22 protein-coding genes are annotated in these 22,518 nt (G+C 71.3%); 3 read left to right on the plus strand and 19 right to left on the minus strand.

Translation table 11 applies throughout. The annotated features are described in order from the left end of the window. Nucleotides 1-48: 48 nt before the first annotated feature. Both SH922_RS08120 and SH922_RS08125 read left to right on the plus strand, forming a co-directional pair. Nucleotides 49-831, plus strand: coding sequence for a hypothetical protein (locus SH922_RS08120; protein WP_393056435.1), 783 nt, complete (start codon nucleotides 49-51; stop codon nucleotides 829-831). Nucleotides 832-977: 146 nt separating this feature from the next. Then, complete coding sequence (locus tag SH922_RS08125; protein ID WP_393056437.1) at nucleotides 978-1,319, plus strand: hypothetical protein; 342 nt, start codon at nucleotides 978-980, stop codon at nucleotides 1,317-1,319. A 128-nt stretch (nucleotides 1,320-1,447) separates the two neighbouring features. Here the strand turns inward: SH922_RS08125 and der are convergent, their stop codons facing one another. The 5 genes from der to aroH form a co-directional block, all read right to left on the minus strand. Beyond that, entirely contained in the window at nucleotides 1,448-2,917 is a 1,470-nt protein-coding gene (der, locus tag SH922_RS08130; protein ID WP_393056439.1) for a ribosome biogenesis GTPase Der, read from the minus strand. 64 nt (nucleotides 2,918-2,981) lie between these two features. Beyond that, nucleotides 2,982-3,644: a lysophospholipid acyltransferase family protein gene (locus tag SH922_RS08135; RefSeq protein ID WP_393056441.1), complete on the minus strand. Its 663-nt coding sequence runs from the start codon at nucleotides 3,642-3,644 to the stop codon at nucleotides 2,982-2,984. After that, nucleotides 3,641-4,357: a (d)CMP kinase gene (cmk, locus tag SH922_RS08140; protein ID WP_393056443.1), complete on the minus strand. Its 717-nt coding sequence runs from the start codon at nucleotides 4,355-4,357 to the stop codon at nucleotides 3,641-3,643. Before cmk ends, SH922_RS08135 begins: the two co-directional genes overlap by 4 nt. A gap of 123 nt (nucleotides 4,358-4,480) precedes the next feature. Then, entirely contained in the window at nucleotides 4,481-5,566 is a 1,086-nt protein-coding gene (locus SH922_RS08145; RefSeq protein WP_393056445.1) for a prephenate dehydrogenase, read from the minus strand. Then, complete coding sequence (aroH, locus tag SH922_RS08150) at nucleotides 5,563-5,925, minus strand: chorismate mutase (protein ID WP_393056447.1); 363 nt, start codon at nucleotides 5,923-5,925, stop codon at nucleotides 5,563-5,565. Before aroH ends, SH922_RS08145 begins: the two co-directional genes overlap by 4 nt. Nucleotides 5,926-6,082: 157 nt before the next feature. Between aroH and SH922_RS08155 the strand changes: the two genes are divergently transcribed. Continuing rightward, complete coding sequence (locus SH922_RS08155) at nucleotides 6,083-6,787, plus strand: DNA polymerase beta superfamily protein (protein ID WP_393056449.1); 705 nt, start codon at nucleotides 6,083-6,085, stop codon at nucleotides 6,785-6,787. A 22-nt stretch (nucleotides 6,788-6,809) separates the two neighbouring features. Here the strand turns inward: SH922_RS08155 and SH922_RS08160 are convergent, their stop codons facing one another. The 14 genes from SH922_RS08160 to SH922_RS08225 all read right to left on the minus strand — a co-directional run bounded on the left by SH922_RS08160 (nucleotide 6,810) and on the right by SH922_RS08225 (nucleotide 22,224). Next, the gene (locus SH922_RS08160) at nucleotides 6,810-7,601 is read right to left on the minus strand and encodes a DNA polymerase beta superfamily protein (RefSeq protein ID WP_393056451.1); all 792 of its coding nucleotides are present in this window, start codon (nucleotides 7,599-7,601) and stop codon (nucleotides 6,810-6,812) included. Nucleotides 7,602-7,604: 3 nt separating this feature from the next. Further along, entirely contained in the window at nucleotides 7,605-8,627 is a 1,023-nt protein-coding gene (locus SH922_RS08165) for an ADP-ribosylglycohydrolase family protein (protein WP_393056453.1), read from the minus strand. Further along, nucleotides 8,624-9,358 carry an NUDIX domain-containing protein gene (locus SH922_RS08170; protein ID WP_393056455.1) on the minus strand — a complete coding sequence of 245 codons (735 nt, stop codon included), beginning with the start codon at nucleotides 9,356-9,358 and terminating at the stop codon, nucleotides 8,624-8,626. Before SH922_RS08170 ends, SH922_RS08165 begins: the two co-directional genes overlap by 4 nt. Then, nucleotides 9,355-10,434, minus strand: coding sequence for an AAA family ATPase (locus SH922_RS08175; protein ID WP_393056457.1), 1,080 nt, complete (start codon nucleotides 10,432-10,434; stop codon nucleotides 9,355-9,357). The genes SH922_RS08170 and SH922_RS08175 overlap by 4 nt, the downstream gene beginning before the upstream one ends. Then, nucleotides 10,431-11,084: a nicotinamide riboside transporter PnuC gene (gene pnuC / locus SH922_RS08180; protein WP_393056459.1), complete on the minus strand. Its 654-nt coding sequence runs from the start codon at nucleotides 11,082-11,084 to the stop codon at nucleotides 10,431-10,433. Before pnuC ends, SH922_RS08175 begins: the two co-directional genes overlap by 4 nt. 128 nt (nucleotides 11,085-11,212) lie before the next feature. Further along, nucleotides 11,213-12,406, minus strand: a complete 1,194-nt coding sequence (locus tag SH922_RS08185) for a pseudouridine synthase (RefSeq protein WP_393056461.1) — start codon at nucleotides 12,404-12,406, stop codon at nucleotides 11,213-11,215. After that, nucleotides 12,406-13,053: an SMC-Scp complex subunit ScpB gene (gene scpB, locus SH922_RS08190; RefSeq protein ID WP_393056463.1), complete on the minus strand. Its 648-nt coding sequence runs from the start codon at nucleotides 13,051-13,053 to the stop codon at nucleotides 12,406-12,408. Before scpB ends, SH922_RS08185 begins: the two co-directional genes overlap by 1 nt. Further along, nucleotides 13,050-14,114 carry a segregation and condensation protein A gene (locus SH922_RS08195; RefSeq protein ID WP_393056465.1) on the minus strand — a complete coding sequence of 355 codons (1,065 nt, stop codon included), beginning with the start codon at nucleotides 14,112-14,114 and terminating at the stop codon, nucleotides 13,050-13,052. Before SH922_RS08195 ends, scpB begins: the two co-directional genes overlap by 4 nt. A gap of 115 nt (nucleotides 14,115-14,229) precedes the next feature. Continuing rightward, nucleotides 14,230-14,826 (minus strand): hypothetical protein, encoded by a 597-nt coding sequence (locus SH922_RS08200; RefSeq protein ID WP_393063490.1) that lies wholly within the window; start codon nucleotides 14,824-14,826, stop codon nucleotides 14,230-14,232. Beyond that, nucleotides 14,823-15,941 (minus strand): ParA family protein, encoded by a 1,119-nt coding sequence (locus SH922_RS08205; protein ID WP_393056467.1) that lies wholly within the window; start codon nucleotides 15,939-15,941, stop codon nucleotides 14,823-14,825. Before SH922_RS08205 ends, SH922_RS08200 begins: the two co-directional genes overlap by 4 nt. A gap of 368 nt (nucleotides 15,942-16,309) precedes the next feature. After that, nucleotides 16,310-17,425: an alanine dehydrogenase gene (gene ald, locus SH922_RS08210; protein ID WP_393063491.1), complete on the minus strand. Its 1,116-nt coding sequence runs from the start codon at nucleotides 17,423-17,425 to the stop codon at nucleotides 16,310-16,312. 143 nt (nucleotides 17,426-17,568) lie between these two features. After that, complete coding sequence (locus tag SH922_RS08215) at nucleotides 17,569-19,632, minus strand: tetratricopeptide repeat protein (RefSeq protein WP_393056469.1); 2,064 nt, start codon at nucleotides 19,630-19,632, stop codon at nucleotides 17,569-17,571. A gap of 215 nt (nucleotides 19,633-19,847) precedes the next feature. Continuing rightward, nucleotides 19,848-20,474, minus strand: a complete 627-nt coding sequence (locus tag SH922_RS08220; RefSeq protein WP_393056471.1) for an NUDIX domain-containing protein — start codon at nucleotides 20,472-20,474, stop codon at nucleotides 19,848-19,850. Between the two features lie 88 nt (nucleotides 20,475-20,562). Continuing rightward, the gene (locus SH922_RS08225) at nucleotides 20,563-22,224 is read right to left on the minus strand and encodes a CTP synthase (RefSeq protein WP_393056473.1); all 1,662 of its coding nucleotides are present in this window, start codon (nucleotides 22,222-22,224) and stop codon (nucleotides 20,563-20,565) included. Nucleotides 22,225-22,518 lie beyond the last annotated feature (294 nt).

The following is a 22,518-nucleotide window of genomic DNA, read 5'->3' on the forward strand; positions in this document are numbered from 1 at the left end:
ATGAGCCGGGAACCCCCCGGCGCACGTACCGAGTTCGAGGAGCCACCCGTGCCGCGCATGCTCGACGTCAGCGAGGACGTACGCGCCGAGATCGGCGACGCCGAAGCCGACCGGCTGCTCGTCGGCGACAACGCCCCCGGCAGTTACGACTGCACCTCCTGCCGCACCCCCGGCGACTCCGAGCAGGAACGCACCAGCACGGTGCTGTTCGTCGGCGACGAGACCGCTGTCCTCGCCTTCGCCCACGCGACCTGCATCCCCTCACAGGTGGTCCAGGTGGCCGAGGAACAGCTCCAGGGAGCCGTACGCAGCATCACCGGCAGCGAGCAGGAGGACCCGAATCTGTCGGCCCCCGAGCAGGCGGTGCTCGGGATCACCAGCGGCCTCGTCCTGATCGACGACGAACTCCACCCCGCCCTGGTCGTCGAGCCGACCGGGGCGATCGCCCGCCCCGGCACCGACGGCAGCGGCGGCGACGAGTTCCTGCAGCTGCTGCTGGAGCAGGGCTTCCGGCCGGTCCACCGGATGGACCAGGTCCCGGACGTGCTGCACGGGTGGTCCATCCTGCTCGCCATGGGACAGCTGCACGCGGTGCTCCAGCCGGGCACGGGCGGCGGCGCCCAGGTGGCCTGGTGGCAGGCGCACGCGCCCCTTCAGGTCACGGAGGGCTGGCGGACCGCGGCCAACAAGTCACAGACCGTGCTGGTCTATGCCGCACCGGCCGGTTCGATCGGCCAGCAGCCCCGCGAGGACCTGTTGCGCGACGCCCTGGAGAAGGCCGCGGCCGGCGGGTTCCTGGTAGCGGCCGCGATGCCGCTGGCCGGGACCTGATCATGTCCGTGCACCCCGCGCACCCCGCGCACCCGCGACGAACAGCTATTTCTCCCGCGGGCCCGCATCCGACGGACGGCGGGGTCGTTGGCACATACGTGCACTCATACGACCCCTCCCACCAGCGTCCGAGCCCGATCCCTGCCATGCGTCCCGCGCAGGATCCCTCGGGCGGCCCGTCCCACACCCCGATCTATGACGCGCTGTACTCCGAGTACCGCAGGTCGTTCAGGGCGCTGCCGGGTGATCGGAGCGGCGAGGAGAGTCTGGGCCTGCCGGCCTTCGGTGGCGGGTTCTTCGGCTCGCACACCTCGCTGAGCGTCCACTCCGGGCACAGCGGGGCGGGGAGCGGCGCCGGCGGCACGGGGGGCGGGCACGGCAGCAGCCCGAGCAGCCACACCGGCAGCCTGGGCTCGTGGCAGCGGGTCGGACGGCACGCGGGACGGGTCCAGCCCGCGGCGCTGCCGCCGGGCTCGCGGGACGCCTGACGTGACGACGGAGCCCCGGACCACTCATTGAATGAGTGGTCCGGGGCTCCGTCGTACGCCCGGGTCCGGGGCCGCCGTCGTGGGTGTACGGGCGCGCCTCACGCACCTGCCGGCGTCACCCCGGTCGCCTACTTGTTGCGGCCGCGCTTCTCGCGGACCCGCACCGAGATGTGGATCGGCGTGCCCTCGAAGCCGAACTCCTCACGCAGCCGGCGCTCGACGAAGCGGCGGTAGCCGTGCTCCAGGAAGCCGGAGGCGAAGAGCACGAAGCGCGGCGGCTTGGTGCCCGCCTGGGTGCCGAAGAGGATACGGGGCTGCTTGCCACCACGGATGGGGTGCGGGTGGGAGGCGACGATCTCACCGAGGAACGCGTTCAGCCGGCCCGTCGGAACGCGGGTCTCCCAGCCTTCCAGCGCGGTCTCGATCGCCGGGACCAGCTTCTCCATGTGGCGGCCGGTGAGGGCCGAGACGTTGACCCGCGGGGCCCACGCGACCTGCGCGAGCTCCGTCTCGATCTCGCGCTCCAGGTAGTAGCGGCGCTCCTCGTCGAGGGTGTCCCACTTGTTGAAGGCAACGACGATCGCACGCCCGGCCTCGACGGCCATGGTGACGATGCGCTGGTCCTGGACGCTGATCGACTCGCTGGAGTCGATCAGGATCACGGCGACCTCGGCCTTCTCCACGGCGGCCGCGGTACGCAGCGAGGCGTAGTAGTCCGCGCCCTCCTGGAGGTGGACCCGGCGCCGGATACCGGCCGTGTCGATGAACTTCCAGGTGATGCCGCCGAGGGTGATCAGCTCGTCGACCGGGTCACGCGTGGTGCCTGCCAGCTCGTTGACGACCACGCGGTCCTCGTTGGCCACCTTGTTCAGCAGCGAGGACTTGCCGACGTTCGGACGGCCGATCAGCGCGATACGGCGCGGGCCGCCGACCGCCGTGCCGAACGACTGGGCCGGGGCATCGGGAAGCGCCTCCAGCACGGCGTCCAGCATGTCGCCGGTGCCGCGGCCGTGCAGCGAGGAGACGGGGTGCGGCTGGCCGAGGCCCAGCGACCAGAGCGCGGTGGCGTCCGCCTCGCCGCTCTGTCCGTCGACCTTGTTGGCGCAGAGCACGACGGGCTTGCCGGACCGGCGCAGCAGCTTGACGACGGCCTCGTCGGTGTCGGTCGCGCCGACCGTGGAGTCGACCACGAAGACGACCGCGTCGGCCATCTCGATCGCGTACTCGGCCTGGGCCGCGACGGAGGCGTCGAGCCCCAGGACGTCCTGCTCCCAGCCGCCGGTGTCGACGACCTTGAAGCGGCGGCCCGCCCATTCGGCCTCGTAGCTGACGCGGTCACGGGTGACGCCGGGCTTGTCCTGGACCACGGCCTCGCGACGGCCGATGATCCGGTTCACCAGCGTCGACTTGCCGACGTTGGGGCGGCCGACGACGGCGAGAGCGGGAAGCGGTCCGTGACCGGCCTCACCGATGGCACCCTCGACCTCCTCGGGGTCGAACCCCTCCTGCGCGGCGAGCTCCATGAACTCCGCGTACTCGGCATCGCCAAGCGCTCCGTGCTCGTGGTCCGAGCCGCCGGAGTGAATCTGGTCGTTCATGAAGTCCGTTCCTCTTTGCATCATCATCGATGGACCACGCAGCACGCGGTCCACTACTCAAGTCTTACTCGGTGCGCCCGGTGAGGCGCCTGGCCTGCTCAAGGTGGCCGGTCAGCCGTCCCTGGATCCGCAACGTCGCCTCGTCGAGCGCGCCGCGCGTCCGACGACCGCTGCCGTCTCCGGCAGCGAACGCGTCGCCGAAGACGACATCGACACGGCTGCGCAGCGGCGGCAGTGCCGATATCAACCGCCCGCGGCGCTCGGTGCTTCCCAGTACGGCCACGGGCACGATCGGAGCCCCGCTGCGTAGCGCGAAATACGCGAGTCCGGCGCGCAGCGAGGCGAAGTCTCCTTCGCCCCGGGTGCCCTCGGGGAAGATCCCGAGCGCCCCGCCGTCCCCCAGCACGCCGAGGGCGTGGGTGATGGCGGTGCGATCGGCGATCGAGCGGTCCACCTTCAGCTGACCGATTCCGCGCAGGAACGGGTCCAGGGGGCCGACGAACGCCTCTTTCTTGATCAGGAAGTGGACGGGCCGGGGCGCGGTGCCCATCAGCATCGGCCCGTCGATGTTGTGCGAGTGGTTCACCGCGAGTATGACGGGTCCGGAGGCGGGGACCCGCCATGCGCCGAGGACACGGGGCCTGAAGAGCCCGTACATCAGCCCGATCCCGATGCCGCGCCCGACCGCCGCTCCGCGCAGCGTGGGCGCGCCCGTGGCAGGTGTCACTTCGCGGCCTGCTTCTCCCCGACGAGGGTGACGACACACTCGATGACCTGCTGGAGGGTCAGCTCGGTGGTGTCCACCTCGACCGCGTCGTCCGCCTTGGCGAGCGGCGAGGTCTTGCGGCCGGAGTCGGCGGCGTCCCGCTTGATCAGCGCCTCCTTGGTGGCGGCCAGATCGGAGCCCTTGACCTCGCCGCTGCGGCGGGCCGCGCGGGCCTCCGGCGACGCGGTCAGAAAGATCTTGATGTCGGCGTCGGGCAGCACGGTGGTGCCGATGTCCCGGCCCTCGACCACGATGCCCCTCTCCGCTCCGGCGGCGATGGTGCGCTGCAGCTCGGTGATCCGGGTGCGCACCTCCGGGACGGCGCTGACGGCGCTGACCTTGGAGGTGACCTCCTGCGTACGGATCGGCCCGGCGGCGTCCTCCCCGTCGACGGTGATCGTCGGGCCGGTGGGGTCGGTGCCGGAGACGATGACCGGCTTGGCGGCGGCGGTCGCCACCTCCACCGCGTCGTGCACGTCGATGCCGTTGTTCAGCATCCACCAGGTGATCGCCCGGTACTGAGCACCGGTGTCCAGGTAGCTCAGGCCGAGCTGGGCGGCGACGGCCTTGGACGTGCTGGACTTGCCGGTTCCGGAGGGGCCGTCGATGGCGACGATCACTGCGGCCGGGGCGGTCCGGGCGGCGGCGCTTACGGTTTCCACGGTGGTGGACACCTTCCTGGTACACGGGGCGGGCGGGACGGGACGCGTGAACCCGCCCCGCACAAGGTTACCGAGTGCCGGGGCTAGCCCGACCACCCCTGTGGACAAGTGCCTCCCGGCCTTGCGTCCCAAGGGCTACTGCCGGATCGACCAGCCCCGCTCGCGCAGCGCCGCACTCAGGGCCGGGGCGGCGCTCGGTTCGACCATCAGCTGGACGAGGCCCGCCTGCTGACCGGTCGCGTGCTCGATCCGTACGTCCTCGACGTTGACCCCGGCCCGGCCCGCATCCGCGAAGATCCCAGCCAGCTCGCCGGGGCGGTCGCTGATGAGAACGGCCACGACCTCGTACGAGGAGGGGGCGGCGCCGTGCTTCCCGGGCACCCGGACCCGGCCCGCGTTGCCGCGGCGCAGGACGTCCTGGATGCCTTCGGTGCCGCGGCGCCGCTTCTCCTCATCGGCTGACTGGAGCCCGCGCAGCGCGGTGACGGTCTCGTCGAGGTCGGCGGCGACCCCGGCGAGGACGTCGGCGACGGGGCCGGGGTTGGCGGACAGGATCTCCACCCACATCCGGGGGTCGGAGGCCGCGATCCTGGTGACGTCCCTGATGCCCTGGCCGCACAGGCGCACCGCGGTCTCGTCGGCCTCCTCCAGCCGGGCGGCGACCATCGACGAGATCAGCTGCGGGGTGTGGGAGACGAGGGCGACGGCCCGGTCGTGGGCGTCGGCGTCCATCACCACCGGGACCGCGCGGCAGAGCGCGACCAGCTCCAGGGCGAGGTTGAGGACCTCGGTGTCGGTGTCGCGGGTGGGTGTGAGGACCCAGGGGCGGCCCTCGAAGAGGTCGGCGGTCGCGGCCAGCGGGCCGGAGCGCTCCTTGCCGGCCATGGGGTGCGTACCGATGTACGGGGTGAGGTCGACGCCGAGCGCTTCCAGCTCGCGGCGCGGCCCGCCCTTGACGCTCGCGACGTCGAGGTAGCCGCGGGCGACACCGCTGCTCATCGCGGTGGCGAGCACGGTCGCGGTGTGGGCCGGCGGCACGGCGACGACCGCCAGGTCGACGCGGCCCTCGGGTGGCTCGTCCGTACCGGCGCCGAGGGCGGCCGCCGTACGGGCCGACTCCGGGTCGTGGTCGACGAGGTGGACCTTGATGCCACGCCCGGCGAGGGCGAGGGCCGCGGAGGTGCCGACGAGGCCCGTTCCGATGACGACGGCGGTTCTCACTGGGCGATGTCCTTGCGAAGGGAGGCGGTGGCGCCGAGGTAGACGTGGGCGATCTCGGACTTGGCGAGATACGTCTCGACGTGGGCCAGGATCCGGACCACCCGGGGCATGGCCCCTTCGACGTCCAGCTCCTGTGCGCAGATCAGCGGTACGTCGACGATACCGATCCCGCGCGCCGCGGCGGCCGGGAAGTCGCAGTGCAGATCGGGCGTGGCCGTGAACCAGATGCTGATCAGATCGTCCGCGACCAGGCTGTTGCGCTCAAGGACGGTGGTGAGCAGGGCGCCGACCTGCTCGTCCATGTGCCCGGCCTCGTCCCGCTCCAGCTGGACGGCTCCGCGGACCGCTCGTACCGCCACGTCGTGCTCCTTGCCTGTGCCTGCCGCGTCTGTGCTTGCGTTTCAGCCTAGAGGGGCGGCACCGTCCCGTGCCGGGGCGCCCTGTCCGTGAGACGCGGCGGTGGCGTACGCACGGCCCGGAACCGCTGCCGCCCGGACGGGGCGTACCCTCCCCCGCATGATCTCCCCCGGCGACGAGGCCCTGGTCCGCGACCACACGGTCTACTCCTGCGTGATGGGCTCGCGCGCCTTCGGGCTCGCCACGGACGGCAGCGACACGGACCGGCGCGGGGTGTTCCTCGCCCCGACACCGCTGTTCTGGCGGTTCGACAAGCCTCCGACGCATGTCGACGGCCCGGCCGAGGAACAGTTCTCCTGGGAGCTGGAACGGTTCTGCGAACTGGCTCTGCGGGCCAACCCCAACGTGCTGGAGTGCCTGCACTCGCCGCTGGTGGAGCAGCTCGACGGGACCGGGCGTGAGCTCCTCTCGCTGCGTGGAGCGTTCCTGTCCCGGCAGGCCCATCAGACCTTCGTCCGGTATGCACTGGGACAGCGCCGGAAGCTGGAGGCGGACGTCCGGCAGTACGGGGCGCCGCGCTGGAAGCACGCGATGCACCTGCTGCGGCTGCTGGCGAGCGGCCGGGATCTGCTGCGTACGGGAGAGCTCACGGTCGACGTGGGCGCCGCCCGGGAGGAACTGCTGGCGGTCAAGCGCGGCGAGGTCGCCTGGGCGGAGGTCGAGCGGCGGATGACGCGTCTGGCCGAGGAGAACGACGAGGCGGCCACCGTCTCCCCGCTGCCGGCACAGCCGGACCGGGCGCGGGTCGAGGACTTCCTGATCCGCGCCCGGCGGGCGTCGGCCCTGGCCTCACCGCTGGGCTGAGGCCGGGGCGGGGCGGCGCGGTTCAGCCGGCCGGGGCCGGAACGAGGCGCGCCCGCACCACGAGTTCGTGCAGGGCTTCGAACCCGCTCGCCATGTCCGGAAGCCCCGAGTCCGCCTGTGCCCCGTCGAGCGTCCGGTGCAGCGACTCGATGTCCCGGGCCGCCGCCGGAGCGTCCACCCCGTCGGCACTCCCGTGTTCGGCCGCGGCCTTGGCCTCGATCAGGCCGGGGAGGTACAACGGCGTCGGCACCCGGGTGAGGAGCGTCGGCAGATGGGCGAGCACCTCGCCGGTGCGCATCAGATGGATGCCGGTGAGCAGCGCCCGGAAGGTGTAGAGCAGCGGCTTCAGTTCACCGGTCTTCTCGAAGAGGCGCCACTGGGTGTTGGCGAATCCGCGGTAGTGGTGGGCGTGGTTGCGGGTGAGGACGGCCGGTGCGAGGGCCACCAGCTCGGCGTGCAGGGCGGTCGTGTGGACGACCAGGGGCGAGAGCAGCTGCTCCAGCACATAGCCGTTCGGCTTCAGCATCAGACGGACGAACTTGCGGAGGTCATGCGTGACCAGGTCCATCTCCACCCCGTCGCTGTCCCACATCCGCGTGCAGGTCTCCTCGGGCTCCCGGAGCCCGAGGAAGTCCTCGGCGGGCAGGACGTGGACCCCCCGCAGGTCCACGTCCGAGTCCCGGGAGGGGAACCCGTACAGGTGCGCCCCGGAGACCGTGGCGAACAGCAGCGGGTGGCGTTCCCCGGCGAGGACCGGGGCGAGGTCGGTGACCGGCAGCCCGGCCTGCTGGAGGAGTGTGGTGTCCGTACGCATGGCTCAAGCGTCCCAGAGCGCCCCCAGCGACAGGAGGTCGCTGCGGTACTCGATCCGCTCCGACCATTCCTTGGGCCAGGCCGCCGAGCCGAGATGCGCGCCGGCCAGGGCGCCGGTCAGGCAGCCGAGCGAGTCCGAGTCGCCCCGGGTGCAGGCGGCGCGGCGCAGTGCGGTGACGGGTTCGTCGGGGAAGAGCAGGAAGCAGTGGAGGGCCGTGGCGAGGGCCTCCTCGGCGATCCAGCCGTCGCCGGTGCTCTCGCAGGGGTCGGTCTCCGGGGACGGGTGGCGCAGGGCGTCCTGGACCCGGGCGAGGGCGGTGAGGCACTCGTCCCAGCCACGCTGGATGTACAACTCCGGGGAGGAGTCGCCCGCGTGGCGCCAGAGGTCGCCGAGCCAGCGCGTGAGGTAGCGGTTGCTGTTCTCGTACGCGTAGCTGCGCAGCTGGCCGATCAGGCCCATCGGCTCCGCGCCCTGCGCCAGCAGGTACACCGCGCGGGCCATCAGGTCGGAGGCCGCGAGCGCGGTCGGGTGTCCGTGGGTGAGGGCCGCCTGGAGCTGGGCGGCGCCCGCCCGCTGTTCCTCGCTCAGCCCGGGGACGAGTCCGACGGGTGCGACGCGCATGTTGGCGCCGCATCCCTTGGATCCGGTCTGGCTGGCCTCCTGCCACAGACGGTCACTGTCGAGCAGCCGGCAGGCGGTCATGCAGGTGCGGCCGGGGGCGCGGTTGTTGTCGGGCGAGTGGTACCAGTCGACGAACTCGTCGCGCACCGGCCGTACGAGGCGCAGCGGCGTCAGCAGTCCGCGGTCCATGGCGGTACGGATTCCGCGTCCGAGGGCCAGGGTCATCTGGGTGTCGTCGGTGACGATCGCGGGCTTCGGCAGCCGCATCTGGCGCCACGGCCCGCACTTGGCGAGGATCGAGGGGACGTTGTTGAACTCAGTCGGAAAACCCAGGGCGTCGCCGAGCGCGAGCCCGGTCAGCGCGCCGGTGGCGGCCTGTTTGGTGAGGGTCCTGGTCACGATCACGTGCTTCTTCCTTCCGGTCGCAGCAGTGGGGGGTGCAGGGCGGTGGCGGCACCCGCCCGGTGGAGGGCGGCCGGTTTTCCCCGCCCGCCGGTGCGGCGCGGTGATCCCTCCACGGCCTGGACGAAGCCGGGCGTGGCAAGGACCTTGCGCCGGAAGTTGGGCCGGTCCAGCTCGACGCCCCAGACCGTCTCGTACACCTGCTGGAGCTCTCCCAGGGTGAACTCGGGCGGGCAGAACGCGGTGGCCAGGCAGGTGTACTCGAGTTTGGCTCCGATCCTGGCGCGGGCGTCGGCGAGGATGAGGTCGTGGTCGAAGGCGAGCGTGCCGAGCCGCCCGGCGTCCCACCACTGGGCGCTGGCCGCGTCGCCGCCGCCGCGCGGTTCGGGCAGATCGGGGACGAGGGCGGCGTAGGCGACGGAGACGACCCGCATCCTCGGGTCGCGGTCCGGTTCGCTGTAGGTGCGCAGCTGCTCCAGGTGGAGGGCCGAGACGGTGTCCTCGGTCAGCCCGGTCTCCTCGGCCAGTTCCCTGCGGGCCGCGGTCCCGGCGGACTCCCGGGGCAGGACGAAGCCGCCGGGCAGCGCCCATCGGCCCTTGTACGGGTCCTCGCCGCGTTCGACGAGCAGGACGTGCAGCCGTGACTCGCGGACCGTGAAGACGGCGAGGTCGACGGTGACGGCGAAGGGTTCGAAGGCGTGCGGGTCGTAGCCCTCGGGGGCGGCGGCGCTCATCGTCGCTCCGGGAGGGGTGCGGCGAAGTCCCAGCCGGTGGCGAGGAGTGCGTCGACAGCCGTGACGGCTGCGGTCAGACGGTCCTGGCGGCTGCCGGTGATCTCCTTGAACGTCCTTCCCGTACGCGTGAGTTCGGCCCGGAAGCGGTCCGTCATCCAGGGCCGCAGCTCCTCCCCGTCGCGCAGTCCGTCGTCCTCGAAGGCGACGCCCTCGTGGTCGGTGAGCAGCCACAGGTGATGGGTGACCCGGTCGGCCGTCCGCTCGACCAGGGGGTTGCGGCCGCCGACGTACCGCTCGTGCCACACGGTCGTGGCGAAGGAGTCCGTGTCGCAGACGAGCAGCGGGGAACCGGTACGGGCCGCGGCCTCCTCACGGGCGTTCTGGGTCTCGGCGATGAGGGGGAAGTCGTGCGTGGTGAAGGAGACGTCCTCCCACTGGGCCTCGGGCCACCGGGCACGCAGCGCGGCGAGCTTCTGCTCGCTGAACTCACGCCCGTACTCGGCGACGTAGCCCGTGTGAGCCCAGACACCTCCGCGCCGCCGGTAGTGCGCGGCGAGGTCGCGGGCCAGGGTGGTTGTCCCGGTGGACTCGGCGCCGAGGACGACGACGCGGCGGGTGAGCGCCGCCCGGACCGGGGGTTCGAGGAAGTCCCAGCAGCCGGCCGGGTCCGCACGGACCGCGGTGCCGGAGACCGGGAAGACCGTGCGGCCGGGGTCCACACAGACGGACTCGGCGCCGAAGCGACGGGCGAGTTCGTCCCCGTACGACTCCGAGGTGAAGACGGCGTCCACGGGCTCGGGCACGGCCGCCGTGAAGACGGCCATGTGGGCGTCCCAGATCGCAGGGTCGTGGAGATCCATCCGGGTGTCGTCGACGGCGCCCACAACCGTCACGTCCGGGTGCACCTCGCGCATCCAGGCGACCCGGTCCGCCAGCGGCACGGATTCCACCGAGGCGGCGCAGACCAGCACGGTCAGCCGCTCGCAGCGGTCCCGGGCGGTGCGGACGAGGTGGTGGTGGCCGGCGTGCGGCGGGTAGAACTTCCCGAGCACCAGCCCGTGTGCGAAACGCTTCATGCCACGGCCTCCACAGGCTCTTCGTGCCGGACGGTGAGGTCCCGCCGCCAGTTGCGCAGGCCCATCAGGCACAGCGTCAGGAAGCCGGCGTACAGCAGCGAGGTCAGATAGAGCTCCTTGTACGCGTACAGCGGGATGTAGACCACGTCGGCGGCGATCCACAGCCACCACGACTCGACGAGCTTCCTGCACTGCCCGTAGGTCGCCGCAAGCGACAGGGCGGTGGTCAGGGCGTCCCAGAAGGGCACCGTCGAGTCGGTGGCCCGGTCGAGCAGGACGGTCAGGGCGAGGGTCCCCACCACCCCTGCCGCGAGCAGTCCGGTCCACTCGGTGCGCGTGGTGCGCCGCACCGGCAGTCCGTCCGTCCCTGGTCCACCCCCGTGGGTCCAGGTCCACCAGCCGTACGCGGCAAGGGCGATGAAGACGATCTGGAGTCCGGCATCGGCGTACAGCCCGGACTGGGCGAACAGCAGGATGAAGAAGACGTTGTTGGCGATGCCGATCGGCCAGTTGGCGAGGTGCTGGCGGGCCACGAGCCAGACGCACAGCGCCCCGCTGCCGAAGCCCAGCACCTCGGTCCAGCTGACCGGGGTGTCCAGAACCGTCACCAGGGGTTGCTGCAGGGGATCGAGTACGTCCGCGAGACTCACTCCCGCCTCCTTAATAGTCACTCTGACTATAAAGGCAGAACGGAGACAGCAAAAGACCCGCGGCCGGTTCCTGTTCGAAAATCGAGATACAGGAACCGGCCGCGGGCCGTGAGCGGTGTGCGGGTGGTCTACAGACCGACCTCGCGCATCAGCATGCCGACTTCGGTATTGGTGAGCCGGCGCAGCCAGCCCGACTTCTGGTCGCCCAGCGGGATCGGCCCGAACGACGTACGCACGAGCCGCTCGACGGGGAAGCCGGCCTCGGCCAGCATCCGGCGGACGATGTGCTTGCGGCCCTCGTGGAGGGTCACCTCGACGAGGTAGTTCTTGCCGGTGTTCTCGACGACGCGGAAGTGGTCGGCGCGGGCGTACCCGTCCTCCAGCTGGATGCCGTCCTTGAGCCTCTTGCCCAGGTCGCGCGGGAGCGGGCCCTGGATGGCGGCGAGGTAGGTCTTCTTCACGCCGTACTTCGGGTGAGTGAGACGGTGGGCCAGCTCGCCGTGGTTGGTGAGCATGATGATGCCCTCGGTCTCGGTGTCCAGCCGGCCGACGTGGAAGAGACGCGTCTCACGGTTGGTGACGTAGTCACCGAGGCACTGACGGCCGTCCGGGTCCTCCATGGAGGAGACGACACCGGCCGGCTTGTTCAGCGCGAAGAAGAGGTACGACTGGGTGGCGACGGTCAGGCCGTCGACCTTGATCTCGTCCTGGTGCACGTCGACGCGCATGCCCTGCTCGACGACGATCTGGCCGTTCACCTCGACGCGGGACTGCTCGATGAGCTCCTCGCACGCGCGGCGCGAGCCCATGCCGGCCCGGGCGAGGACCTTCTGCAGCCGCTCGCCCTCCTGCTCGGCGCCGGGGTGGGTCTTCGGCGTCTTGATCTCGGGCTTGTCCGCGTACCGGTCACGGTTGCGCTGCTCGATCTTGGCGTCGAGCTCGCGCGGGCGGGCGGGGGCGCCGTACGGGGCGCGCCGGCCGCTGCTCCTGGAACCGCTCGTCGCGGCCTTGGGGCCGCCCTTGGCGCCACCGCGGGCCGCAGCGCCACGGCCCTTGCGGGTGCCGCCGTCACCGCCGGGCTTGTCGTTGCCCACGTCGTAGCGCCGCTCCTCGGGGCGGGGCCGGCGGGGGCGCTGCTCCTGCTTGTCGTCACGCTCGGAGCCCGAAACCCGGGGGTTCGGGTTGCTGTTCCTGCCGCTGCCGGTGTTGTTTCTGCCGCGGCCGCCACTGCCGGCGCCGCTCCTGCCGCCGCCACTGCTGTTCCTGCCGCCGCCGCTGCCGCTGCCGCTGCTGCTGCCGTTGTTCCTGCCACTGCTTCGCATCAAAAGTCCGTCTTGTCGTCTGCGTGAGTATCCGGGGTGTCCGGTGCGTCCGGATCGAACGACGGCACACCCTCTAGCGTCTCAGCCTCGATCGCGTCCGCCTCGGGGAGGAAGGGCGCGAGCTCCGGGAGCTCATCCAGGCCACGCAGGCCCATCCGCTCCAGAAAGTAGTTCGTCGTCCTGTACAGGATCGCACCTGTTTCGGGTTCCGCGCCCGCTTCCTCTACCAGCCCCCTCTGCAACAGGGTCCGCATGACCCCGTCACAGTTCACGCCGCGCACCGCGGAGACCCTCGACCGGCTCACCGGCTGGCGATACGCGACGACCGCGAGGGTCTCCAGCGCCGCCTGGGTCAGACGGGCGTGCTGGCCGTCCAGGACGAAGCCCTCGACCGCCGGCGCGTACTCCGGGCGCGTGTAGAAGCGCCAGCCGCCCGCGACCAGCCTGAGGTCGAAACCGCGGCGCTGGACGGTGTACTCGTCGGCCAGCTCCCGCAGCGCATCGGCGACGGCCCGCCGGGGCCGCTCCAGCACCTTGGCCAGGTGCTCCTCGGTCGCGGGCTCGTCGACGACCATGAGGACGGCCTCCAGGGCCGGCTTGAGGTCGAGATCCGCGACTGCGGAGCCGGTGACGTCCTGCCCGCTCATGCCTTCACGTCCTGCTGCGCGTCGTGCACGTCCTGTGCCTCCTGGTCGAACTCGTCCGTCACGGTGGGCCCGGCTCCCTCTCCCCCGGCCCAGCGCACCATGAGCTCACCGAGCGCCTCGTCCTGGTCCAGCGCGACGGCCTTCTCCCGGTAGAGCTCCAGCAGGGCGAGGAACCGTGCGACGACGGTGAGGGTGTCCGGGGCATCCTCGGTCAGCTCCCGGAAACTGATCTCCCCCGCTTCCCGCAGCCGCTCCACCACGATCCCGGCCTGTTCGCGCACGCTGACCAGAGGGGCGTGGATGTGGTCGATGTAGACCTGCGGCCTGGGCTTCGGCTGCATCGCCTTCACCGCGAGCCGGGCGAAACCCTCGGCCCCGATGCTGATGACGACGTCGGGCAGCAGCTCGGCGTGGTGCGGTTCCAGCCCCACGGTACGGGGAAAGCGCCGGCCCTCCGATTCGAGGCGGGCACTGAAGATCTCGGCGATGCGCTTGTACGCGCGGTACTGCAGCAGCCGCGCGAAGAGCAGGTCCCTGGCCTCCAGCAGCGCCAGGTCGCCCTCGTCCTCCACCTCGGCGGCGGGCAGCAGCCGGGCCGCTTTCAGATCGAGGAGGGTCGCCGCGACCACGAGGAACTCGGTGGTCTGGTCGAGGTCCCAGTCCGGCCCCATGGCCCGGATGTGCGCCATGAACTCGTCGGTGACCTTGGACAGGGCGACCTCGGTCACATCCAGCTTGTGCTTGGAGATCAGCTGGAGCAGCAGATCGAACGGCCCCTCGAAGTTCGCCAGCCGGACGGTGAAACGCCCGTCGTCGGCCGCGGGGGCCGGGACAGGTGCGACAGGATCCGCCGCGGGGATGCCGGCGGCGGGTGCGGGAGCGTCATCGGTTGGGGGGACCTCGGCCGTCGGCGGGACGGCGTCCGGGGCCGCCTCGGGAACAGCCTCCGGGGCCGGCAGGACATCCCCCGCGCCCGGTCCGCCCCCGGGCACGGGACCGCCGCCCGGCCCGCGGCCCAGGGGGCGGCGGGATGTGCGGGCGGGCTGGTCGGGTGTCGGCATGAAGATCCAGGGTGCGACGGAACACGGGCGGCGGGCGGCGGCCCGTACGGGACGGGACAGGCCGCGCCGCTCGGCCGGCGGCCGCCCTCCGGGCAGGCTACCGGCGCCGCGCCGCTCAGCGGCCGCGCAGCCGCCGAACGAGGATGCTCGCGTCGCCCCGTGACTCCAGGTCCGCGAGAACCACGGCGACGGCCTCACGGACGATGCGTCCGCGGTCGACGGCCAGGCCGTGCTCGCCGCGCAGCACCAGCCTCGCGTGTTCGAGGTCCATCAGCTCCTCGGCGGAGACGTAGACCGTGATCTTCTCGTCGTGGCGCTCCCGGCCACTGGGCCTGCGGTTCGCCCCGCGCCCGCCACCGCGTCTGCGCTGCTGCTGCACGACAGGGGCGGGAACCGGTTCCTGCGAGGACGGCGGCTGCGGGCGGCGCCCGGCCTGTGCGGCCACCGCGACGCGGTCGTTCTCACCGCCGCGGCTGCGCGAGCCGCCGGCGTCGGTGTCCGCCGCGGAGTGCTCCTCCTGCGAGGAGGGGGCCGCGCCTGCGGAGGCCTCGGAACCCTCCCCCGACGTGCCGTCCCCGGAATCCCCCTCGCCGGCCGGAGCCGGTACCCGGGTCTCGCCGTTCGCCTTGCGCCGCCGCTCCGCGGGGGACGAGGACTGCAGCCCCATCCCCCCGGTGGTACGGAACAGTTCGTCGGCCCCGGGCAGACTCACTCGGCGTGACACCGGGCGAGCACCTCCCTGGCGAGCTGGCGATAGGCGGCGGCACCGACCGAGTTGGAGGCGTACGTGGTGATGGGCTCACCGGCGACCGTGGTCTCCGGGAAGCGGACCGTGCGCCCGATGACCGTGTGGTAGACGTGATCGTCGAATGCCTCGACGACGCGCGCGAGGACCTCGCGGCTGTGCACCGTACGGGAGTCGTACATGGTGGCGAGGATGCCGTCGAGCTCCAGGTCCGGGTTGAGCCGCTCCTGGACCTTCTCGATGGTCTCGGTGAGCAGCGCCACACCGCGCAGCGCGAAGAACTCGCACTCGAGCGGCACTATCACCTTGTGCGCGGCGGTCAGCGCGTTCACCGTGAGCAGGCCGAGCGAGGGCTGGCAGTCGATCACGATGTAGTCGTAGTCGGCCATCAGCGGCTTCAGGGCGCGCTGGAGCGTGGACTCGCGGGCGACCTCGCTGACCAGCTGGACCTCGGCGGCGGACAGGTCGATGTTGCTCGGCAGCAGGTCCATGTTGGGCACGGCGGTCTTCAGGAGGACCTCGTCGGCCGCCATGCCCCGCTCCATGAGCAGGTTGTAGACGGTGAGGTCGAGCTCCATCGGGTTGACGCCGAGGCCGACCGACAGGGCTCCCTGCGGGTCGAAGTCGACGAGCAGGACACGCCGGCCGTACTCCGCGAGCGCGGCACCCAGGTTGATGGTCGACGTGGTCTTGCCGACGCCGCCCTTCTGGTTGCACATCGCGATGATCTTCGCGGGACCGTGATCGGTCAGCGGGCCCGGGATCGGGAAGTAGGGCAGGGGCCGGCCGGTGGGGCCGATCCGCTCGCGGCGCTGCCGGGCGGCATCGGGCGCGAGGGTGGCCGCGTACTCCGGATCGGGCTCGTACTCGGCGTCCGGGTCGTAGAAGTGCCCCTGGGGCGCTTCGTCGAAGTCGGCGAAGTGGGCGGTGTTCCGGCCACTCTCGTTGCCGGCCATGGCGTTCACGTGTAGGCCGTCCATCATCTGGGGGGCTGTCGTCATGTGCTGGTGGGTGGCGAAGGTGCGGACAGCGACGGAGCCGACAGCCTCCAGCCCGTTCGGGCTCTGGCCCCGTGCAGGCATCCCTGGATGAACACCCCCGGGAGTAAATGTCGACTCATTCACAAGTCGTCTTACCTCCTTGGACGTGACCAGGAAACTTATCGATAGGTCAGCGTGGCACCATGCCGACGATTGGCGACTCTATGGCGTGTCACCGGTCCGCAGCAACACAATCCGCCGGACCCGGCCCAATGTGTCGGCAATCGAACACCCCGCTGTCAAGGGTGCACAGCCCATCGGGCGCGCTTTTCGAGGGTGCACGAATCGGTTAAAGGGTTACGTTCGAGGCGAGTTGCACGGGGCCTCCGGGAGGCCCGACACACGTCCGGCCGGACCTTGCTCGGCAAGGTCCGGCCGGACGCACGAGGTTGACGGGAAGCGTTGACCCGTCAGCCGAGAAGCGTGCTCAACTCGACGTGGTCGAGGCCGTGCGCCTCGGCCACCTCGCGGTAAACGACCTGCCCGTCATGGGTGTTGAGCCCCTTGGCGAGCGCGGCGTCCCGGCGCAGCGCCTCGGCCCAGCCACGGTTCGCGAGCTCCACGATGTAAGGCAGCGTCGCGTTGGTGAGGGCGTACGTGGAGGTGTTCGGAACCGCGCCCGGCATGTTCGCGACGCAGTAGAAGACCGAGTCGTGAACCATGAAGGTCGGCTCGGCGTGCGTCGTCGGGTGCGAGTCCTCGAAGCAACCACCCTGATCAATTGCAATGTCGACAAGTACACTTCCGGGCTTCATCTTGGCGACGAGCTCGTTGGTGACCAGCTTCGGGGCCTTCGCGCCGGGGATCAGCACGGCACCGACGACGAGGTCGGCCTCGACGACGGCCTTCTCCAGCTCGAAGGCGTTGGAGACGACGGTCTGCACCTTGGTGCCGAAGATCTTGTCGGCCTCACGGAGCTTGTTGATGTCCTTGTCGAGCAGCGTGACGTGGAAGCCGAGACCCACGGCGATCTGCGTGGCGTTCCAGCCGGAGACGCCACCGCCGATGACGACGGCCTTGCCGGCCGCAGTGCCCGGGACACCGCCGGGCAGCACACCGCGGCCACCGACCGAACGCATCAGGTGGTACGCGCCGACCTGCGGGGCCAGCCGGCCCGCGACCTCGGACATCGGGGCGAGCAGCGGCAGCGCGCGGTTCGCGGTCTCGACGGTCTCGTAGGCGATGGCCGTGGTGCCGGACTCCAGGAGCGCGTCCGTGCACGCGCGGGAGGCGGCGAGGTGCAGGTACGTGAAGAGGGTCTGGTCCTTGCGGAGGCGGTGGTACTCCTCGGCGACCGGCTCCTTGACCTTCAGCAGCAGGTCCGCGGTGGCCCAGACCTCGTCGGCGGTGGGCAGGATCTGCGCTCCGGCGGCGACGTACTCCTCGTCCGTGATGGAGGAGCCGGCCCCGGCGTTCTCCTCGACGACGACCTGGTGGCCGTAACGGACGAGTTCGTGCACACCGGCAGGCGTGATCGCCACGCGGAACTCGTTGTTCTTGACTTCGCGGGGGATGCCGACCTTCACGTCGATCACGGTCCTTGGCTCAGAGGGTTACCCGGACATAGCTATACATACCCGGATAGACACAGCGTAAATGGAGACACCGCGAACACCCGCGGCAGAGCCAGTCTAATGAAGGGCTTCTCGCTGTCTAGCCTTACAAAGCATTAATTTTCTGTCGTCGCACTACGGATTTCGTAGGCCGCACTCTCCTCGCCCAGCAATCTCTCGGCCGCACCCCTGTGCAGCCCCGCAGCTGCGGGGTCGCCGAGGCGGTCGAGGGTGTCGGCCAGCCGGAGCTCCAGCGCGGCCTGCAGTCGCAGGTCCTTGGCCTGGCGCGCCCACTCCACGGCCTCCCGGCAGGTCTGCAGCGACTCCTGCGGACGGCCCGCATACTCCTGGACCCGGGCGACCTCGCTGAGCGCCCGCGCCTGGGCGGGCACATCGCCGAGCCTGCGGTAGCCCGCCGCGGCCGCCCGCCAGTTCCGCAGCGCCTCGCCGTACCTGCCCGCGTAGGTGTGGACGGTGCCGAGCCGCCCGTAGAGCCGCGCCTCGTCGGCCCGTTCGCCCTGGGTGAGCCGCTGGGCGAGCGCCCGCCCGTACCAGTCGGAGGCCCGGTGGAAGTCACCCAGCTCCGCGTAGGCGCCGCCTAGGGATTCCATGGCGCGGCCGGTGGCGTACGGATCCTTCGCGGCCCGTCCGGCATCCAGCGCGGCCCGGTAGCGGGCCAGCGCCTCCCGGGTCCGGCCGGTCCCGGCGTCCAGATCGGCGAGGTTGAGCAGCGCGGCCGCCCGCTCCCGGGGAAGATCGCGCCGCTCCGCGACGGCCAGCACCAGACCGTGCAGTCCGTAAAGGTCGGGCGCGGCCGCCTCGGTGCCCTCGTGCACGGCCAGCGCCCGCACCAGAGCGGCCACCAACCGCCTTGCCAGGGTGTCGAGTTCACCGTCCTCGACGGCGATCCGGGCGGAGGCGACCAGTGCGGGCCTGCGGATCCGCAGCCAGGCGGCGGCCGCCTCGGGGCCTGGGAACCGCAAGGAGCGCGGCAGCCCGGCAAGCTTGCGCCGGGCCGGGGAGCCCTCGGGTTCGGTGACCGCGCGGCAGGACTGGAGCAGGCGCACGGTGCGCTCCAGCATCCGGGCCCGGGCGAGCTGGATCTCGGCCGGGCGGTCCCGGTCCTCCAGCAGCGCCCGCAGCAGCGATGCGAGGCAGCCGGGCACCTCGTACTGCGGCTCCTCGGCCCCGTCGCTCCGCAGCAGCCCCAGCCGCACGAAGTCGTCGAGGGTGGTCCGGGCGGCCGAGACGGAACAGCCGGCGAGCGCCGACGCGGTGTGGGCGTCGGCGAGCCCGGCCGGGGCGAGGGAGAGCAGACGCAGTATCCGGGCGGCGGTCGGCGGCAGCGAGTCATGGACCAGCCGGAAGGCGCGGGCCAACGGCCGGGCCCCGGTGGGCTGCTCACTGTCGTCCGGCAGTTCCCGCAGCTGTTTGGTGACGTCGGCCACCGACGCAGTCGGGTGGGTGGCCAGCCAGCCCCCGACCATGACCAGTGCGGCGGGCTGCCCACCGCACTCCTCCGCCAGGGTCTCCGCCGTCAGTGGGTCGACGGTGATCCTGACCTGGCCGATCGCATGGGCGAGCAGTTCCACGGCGGAGCCCGCGTCCAGGCCGCCGATGGTGCAGGGCCGGACGCCGGGGATGCCGGTCAGCGGGCCCTGAGCGGTGGCGATGACGAGACAGTCCGGATTGTCCGGCAGCAGCGGGTCGACCTGTTCGGCGTCGGACGCGTCGTCGAGCAGGAGCAGGACGCGGCGTACGGCGAGCGCCTCGCGGACCATCTCGGACAGTTCGTCCGCGTCCGCGCCGGGCGGGCCGGCCACGTCCAGGCCGCGCAGGAGTTCGCGCGCGGCGCCTTCGGCGGGGACGGGGATGCCACCGGGTTCGGAGAGCCGGACGCGGATCAGCCCGTCGGGGTAGTCGCCCGTGCCGAGCAGCCGGCGGGTGAGTTCGCCGGCCAGTGCGGTACGGCCGGAACCGGGGCGGCCCGCGATCAGCAGGACCCGGGCCCGGCCGCTCTTGCGACCGGCCATGGTGTCCAGTCCGGCCCGTTCGATATCGGCCCGCAGTTCCTTCAACTCGCGCTCGCGCCCGAAGAATCGGGGCGGTTCGACGGCGGCCGGCTCCTCGGTCCCCGCTGCCTCGGCCGGGCCGCTGGTGTCCACCGCCTGATCCGTCACGGGCCACGCTCCACTTCGCTGCACGCGTCGCCCGCCGGAACTCCGGTCAGGGCATTCCGAGCGTAGTTCAGGCGAGTGGGCGAATCAGGTGGAGCGCGGCGGGGAGGTCCCCCGATCGGATCAGCATGTTTTCCGACCGGGGGATGCGAGGGAGCAGCATCCGCCCGGGGCCGCGCGAGCGTCTCCCTCGATGTTCCCGACGGGCCGTCAGGCCGTCAGGCCTCGAACGGCCGGGCGGGCCAGGGCGCCTCCGCGGGCCGCAGCGAGTCGGCCCCGTCGCCCGCAAGCGCCGCCGCGAGCGAGAGCACCCCCACCACCAGGCAGCTGTTGTGCAGGTCCCCGGCGAGGACACCCCGCACGAGATCCTGGAGCGGCACCCGGGCCTGCTCCATGTCGGCCTCCTCCTCGGAGACCTCGAAGCGCTCCCCGTCCGCCTCGGAGATGTTCCGGGCGAGGAAGATCCGTACGGCCTCGTCGCAGCCGCCGGGCGTCGTGTAGACGTCGGTCAGCACCCGCCAGTCCTCGGCCTTGACGTACGCCTCCTCGTAGAGCTCGCGCTGCGCGGCGTGCAGCGGGTTCTCACCGGGCACATCGAGGAGTCCGGCGGGAATCTCCCACAGCTTGTGGCGCACCGGGTGGCGGTACTGGCGCAGCACGAGGACGCGGTCCTCGTCGTCGAGTGCCAGCACGGCGACCGAGCCGGGGTGGACCTGGTAGTCGCGGCGCGCGACCGTACCGTCGGGCATCTCCACGTCATCGGTGCGGACGCTGGTCTTGTTGCCCCGGAACGGAGTCTCGGTCGCGGTGACCGGCCATTCCTCGGGCGTGTCCTGGAAACCCATCTACGTCCTCCCACAAAAAACAGTGACCGGGGTACGCGTCCTCGAAGGATGCGTACCCCGGTCAACCGTAACGCCTGCAGGGATGCCGTTACTTGCCCGGCGTGGCGGCCGTCTTGCGCGCGACGGCCGCCTTCACCAGGCCCGCGAAGAGCGGGTGCGGGCGGGTCGGGCGGGAGCGCAGCTCCGGGTGTGCCTGGGTGGCGACCAGGTAGGGGTGGACCTCGCGCGGGTACTCGACGTACTCGACGAGCTTGTTGTCCGGGGAGGTGCCGGAGAAGACCAGACCGGCCTTCTTCTCCAGCTCGGCGCGGTAGGCGTTGTTGACCTCGTAGCGGTGACGGTGGCGCTCGTCCACGTACGGCTGGCCGTCGTAGGCCTCACGGACGATCGAGCCCTCGGCGAGCTTCGCCGGGTACAGGCCGAGCCGCATGGTGCCGCCCAGGTCGCCCGCGCCCTCGACGTACGCCAGCTGCTCCTCCATCGTCGAGATGACGGGGTGGGCGGTGGCCGCGTCGAACTCTGTGGAGTTGGCGTCGGGGATCTCGGCGAGGTTGCGCGCCGCCTCGATCACGATGCACTGCAGGCCCAGGCAGAGGCCGAGCAGCGGCACCTTGTTCTCGCGGGCGTACTGGATGGCGCCGACCTTGCCGATGACGCCGCGCTCGCCGAAACCGCCGGGGATGCAGATGGCGTCGACGTCGCCGAGCTGCTTCTTGGCGCCGGCCGGGGTCTTGCAGTCGTCGGACGCGACCCACTTGACCTTGACGCGGGCCTTGTTGGCGAAGCCGCCGGCCCGGATGGCCTCGGTGACCGAGAGGTAGGCGTCGGGCAGGTCGATGTACTTGCCGACCAGCGCGACGGTGACCTCGTGGTCGGGGTTGTGGACGCGGTCCAGCAGATCCCCCCAGGTGGTCCAGTCGACGTCGCGGAACGGCAGGTCGAGCTTGCGCACGACGTAGGCGTCCAGGCCCTCGGAGTGCAGCACCTTGGGGATGTCGTAGATCGACTTGGCGTCCGGGCAGGCCACCACGGCCGCCTCGTCGACGTCGCACATCAGCGAGATCTTGCGCTTGATGGCGGTCGGTACGTCGCGGTCGGCGCGCAGCACGATGGCGTCCGGCTGGATACCGATGTTGCGAAGTGCCGCCACCGAGTGCTGGGTGGGCTTGGTCTTGAGCTCGCCGGACGGGCCGATGTAGGGCAGCAGCGAGATGTGCACGACGAAGACGTTGTCCCGGCCGACCTCGTGGCGGACCTGGCGGACGGTCTCCAGGAACGGCAGCGACTCGATGTCGCCGACCGTGCCGCCGACCTCGGTGATGACGACGTCGACGTCGTCGGTGGCCATGCGGCGGATGCGGTGCTTGATCTCGTTGGTGATGTGCGGGATGACCTGCACGGTGTCACCGAGGTACTCGCCGCGCCGCTCCTTGGCGATGACCTGCGAGTAGACCTGGCCGGTGGTGACGTTGGCCGAGCCGTCGAGGTCCACGTCGAGGAAGCGCTCGTAGTGGCCGATGTCCAGGTCGGTCTCGGCGCCGTCGTTGGTGACGAACACCTCGCCGTGCTGGAAGGGGTTCATCGTGCCCGGGTCGACGTTCAGGTAGGGGTCGAGCTTCTGCATGGTGACCCGAAGGCCGCGCGCCTTGAGCAGGGCACCGAGGCTGGAGGCAGTCAGACCCTTGCCGAGGGAAGAGGCGACACCCCCGGTGACGAAGATGTGCTTGGTCGTCGTGGATGTGGGCTGCATAGCCAAAGGGGGCTCCCGTGGTCGCGATCGTGAGGTGCGTACCGGCATTCCCATCCGGAGAATCCGGAGGTGCCGTCGCTGCGGTTCGGGGGCCTCGTCTGCTGTCGCCGACGACCACCGGTCCACGGGCTACCAGGGTATCAGCGACGAGGGGAGCCTGCTTCCGGCCACTCCCGGCACATCCTGCACACGGGATCACCGCATGTCTCACACGCCCCACCCGTTCGGCTCATCTCTGTTGCCGAGAGCGTCGCGCGGATCACCCGGGTGCGTCGTATCCTGCTCGGACACTCG

It is taken from the genome of Streptomyces sp. LN549 (assembly GCF_043203805.1).
GTDB lineage: Bacteria > Actinomycetota > Actinomycetes > Streptomycetales > Streptomycetaceae > Streptomyces.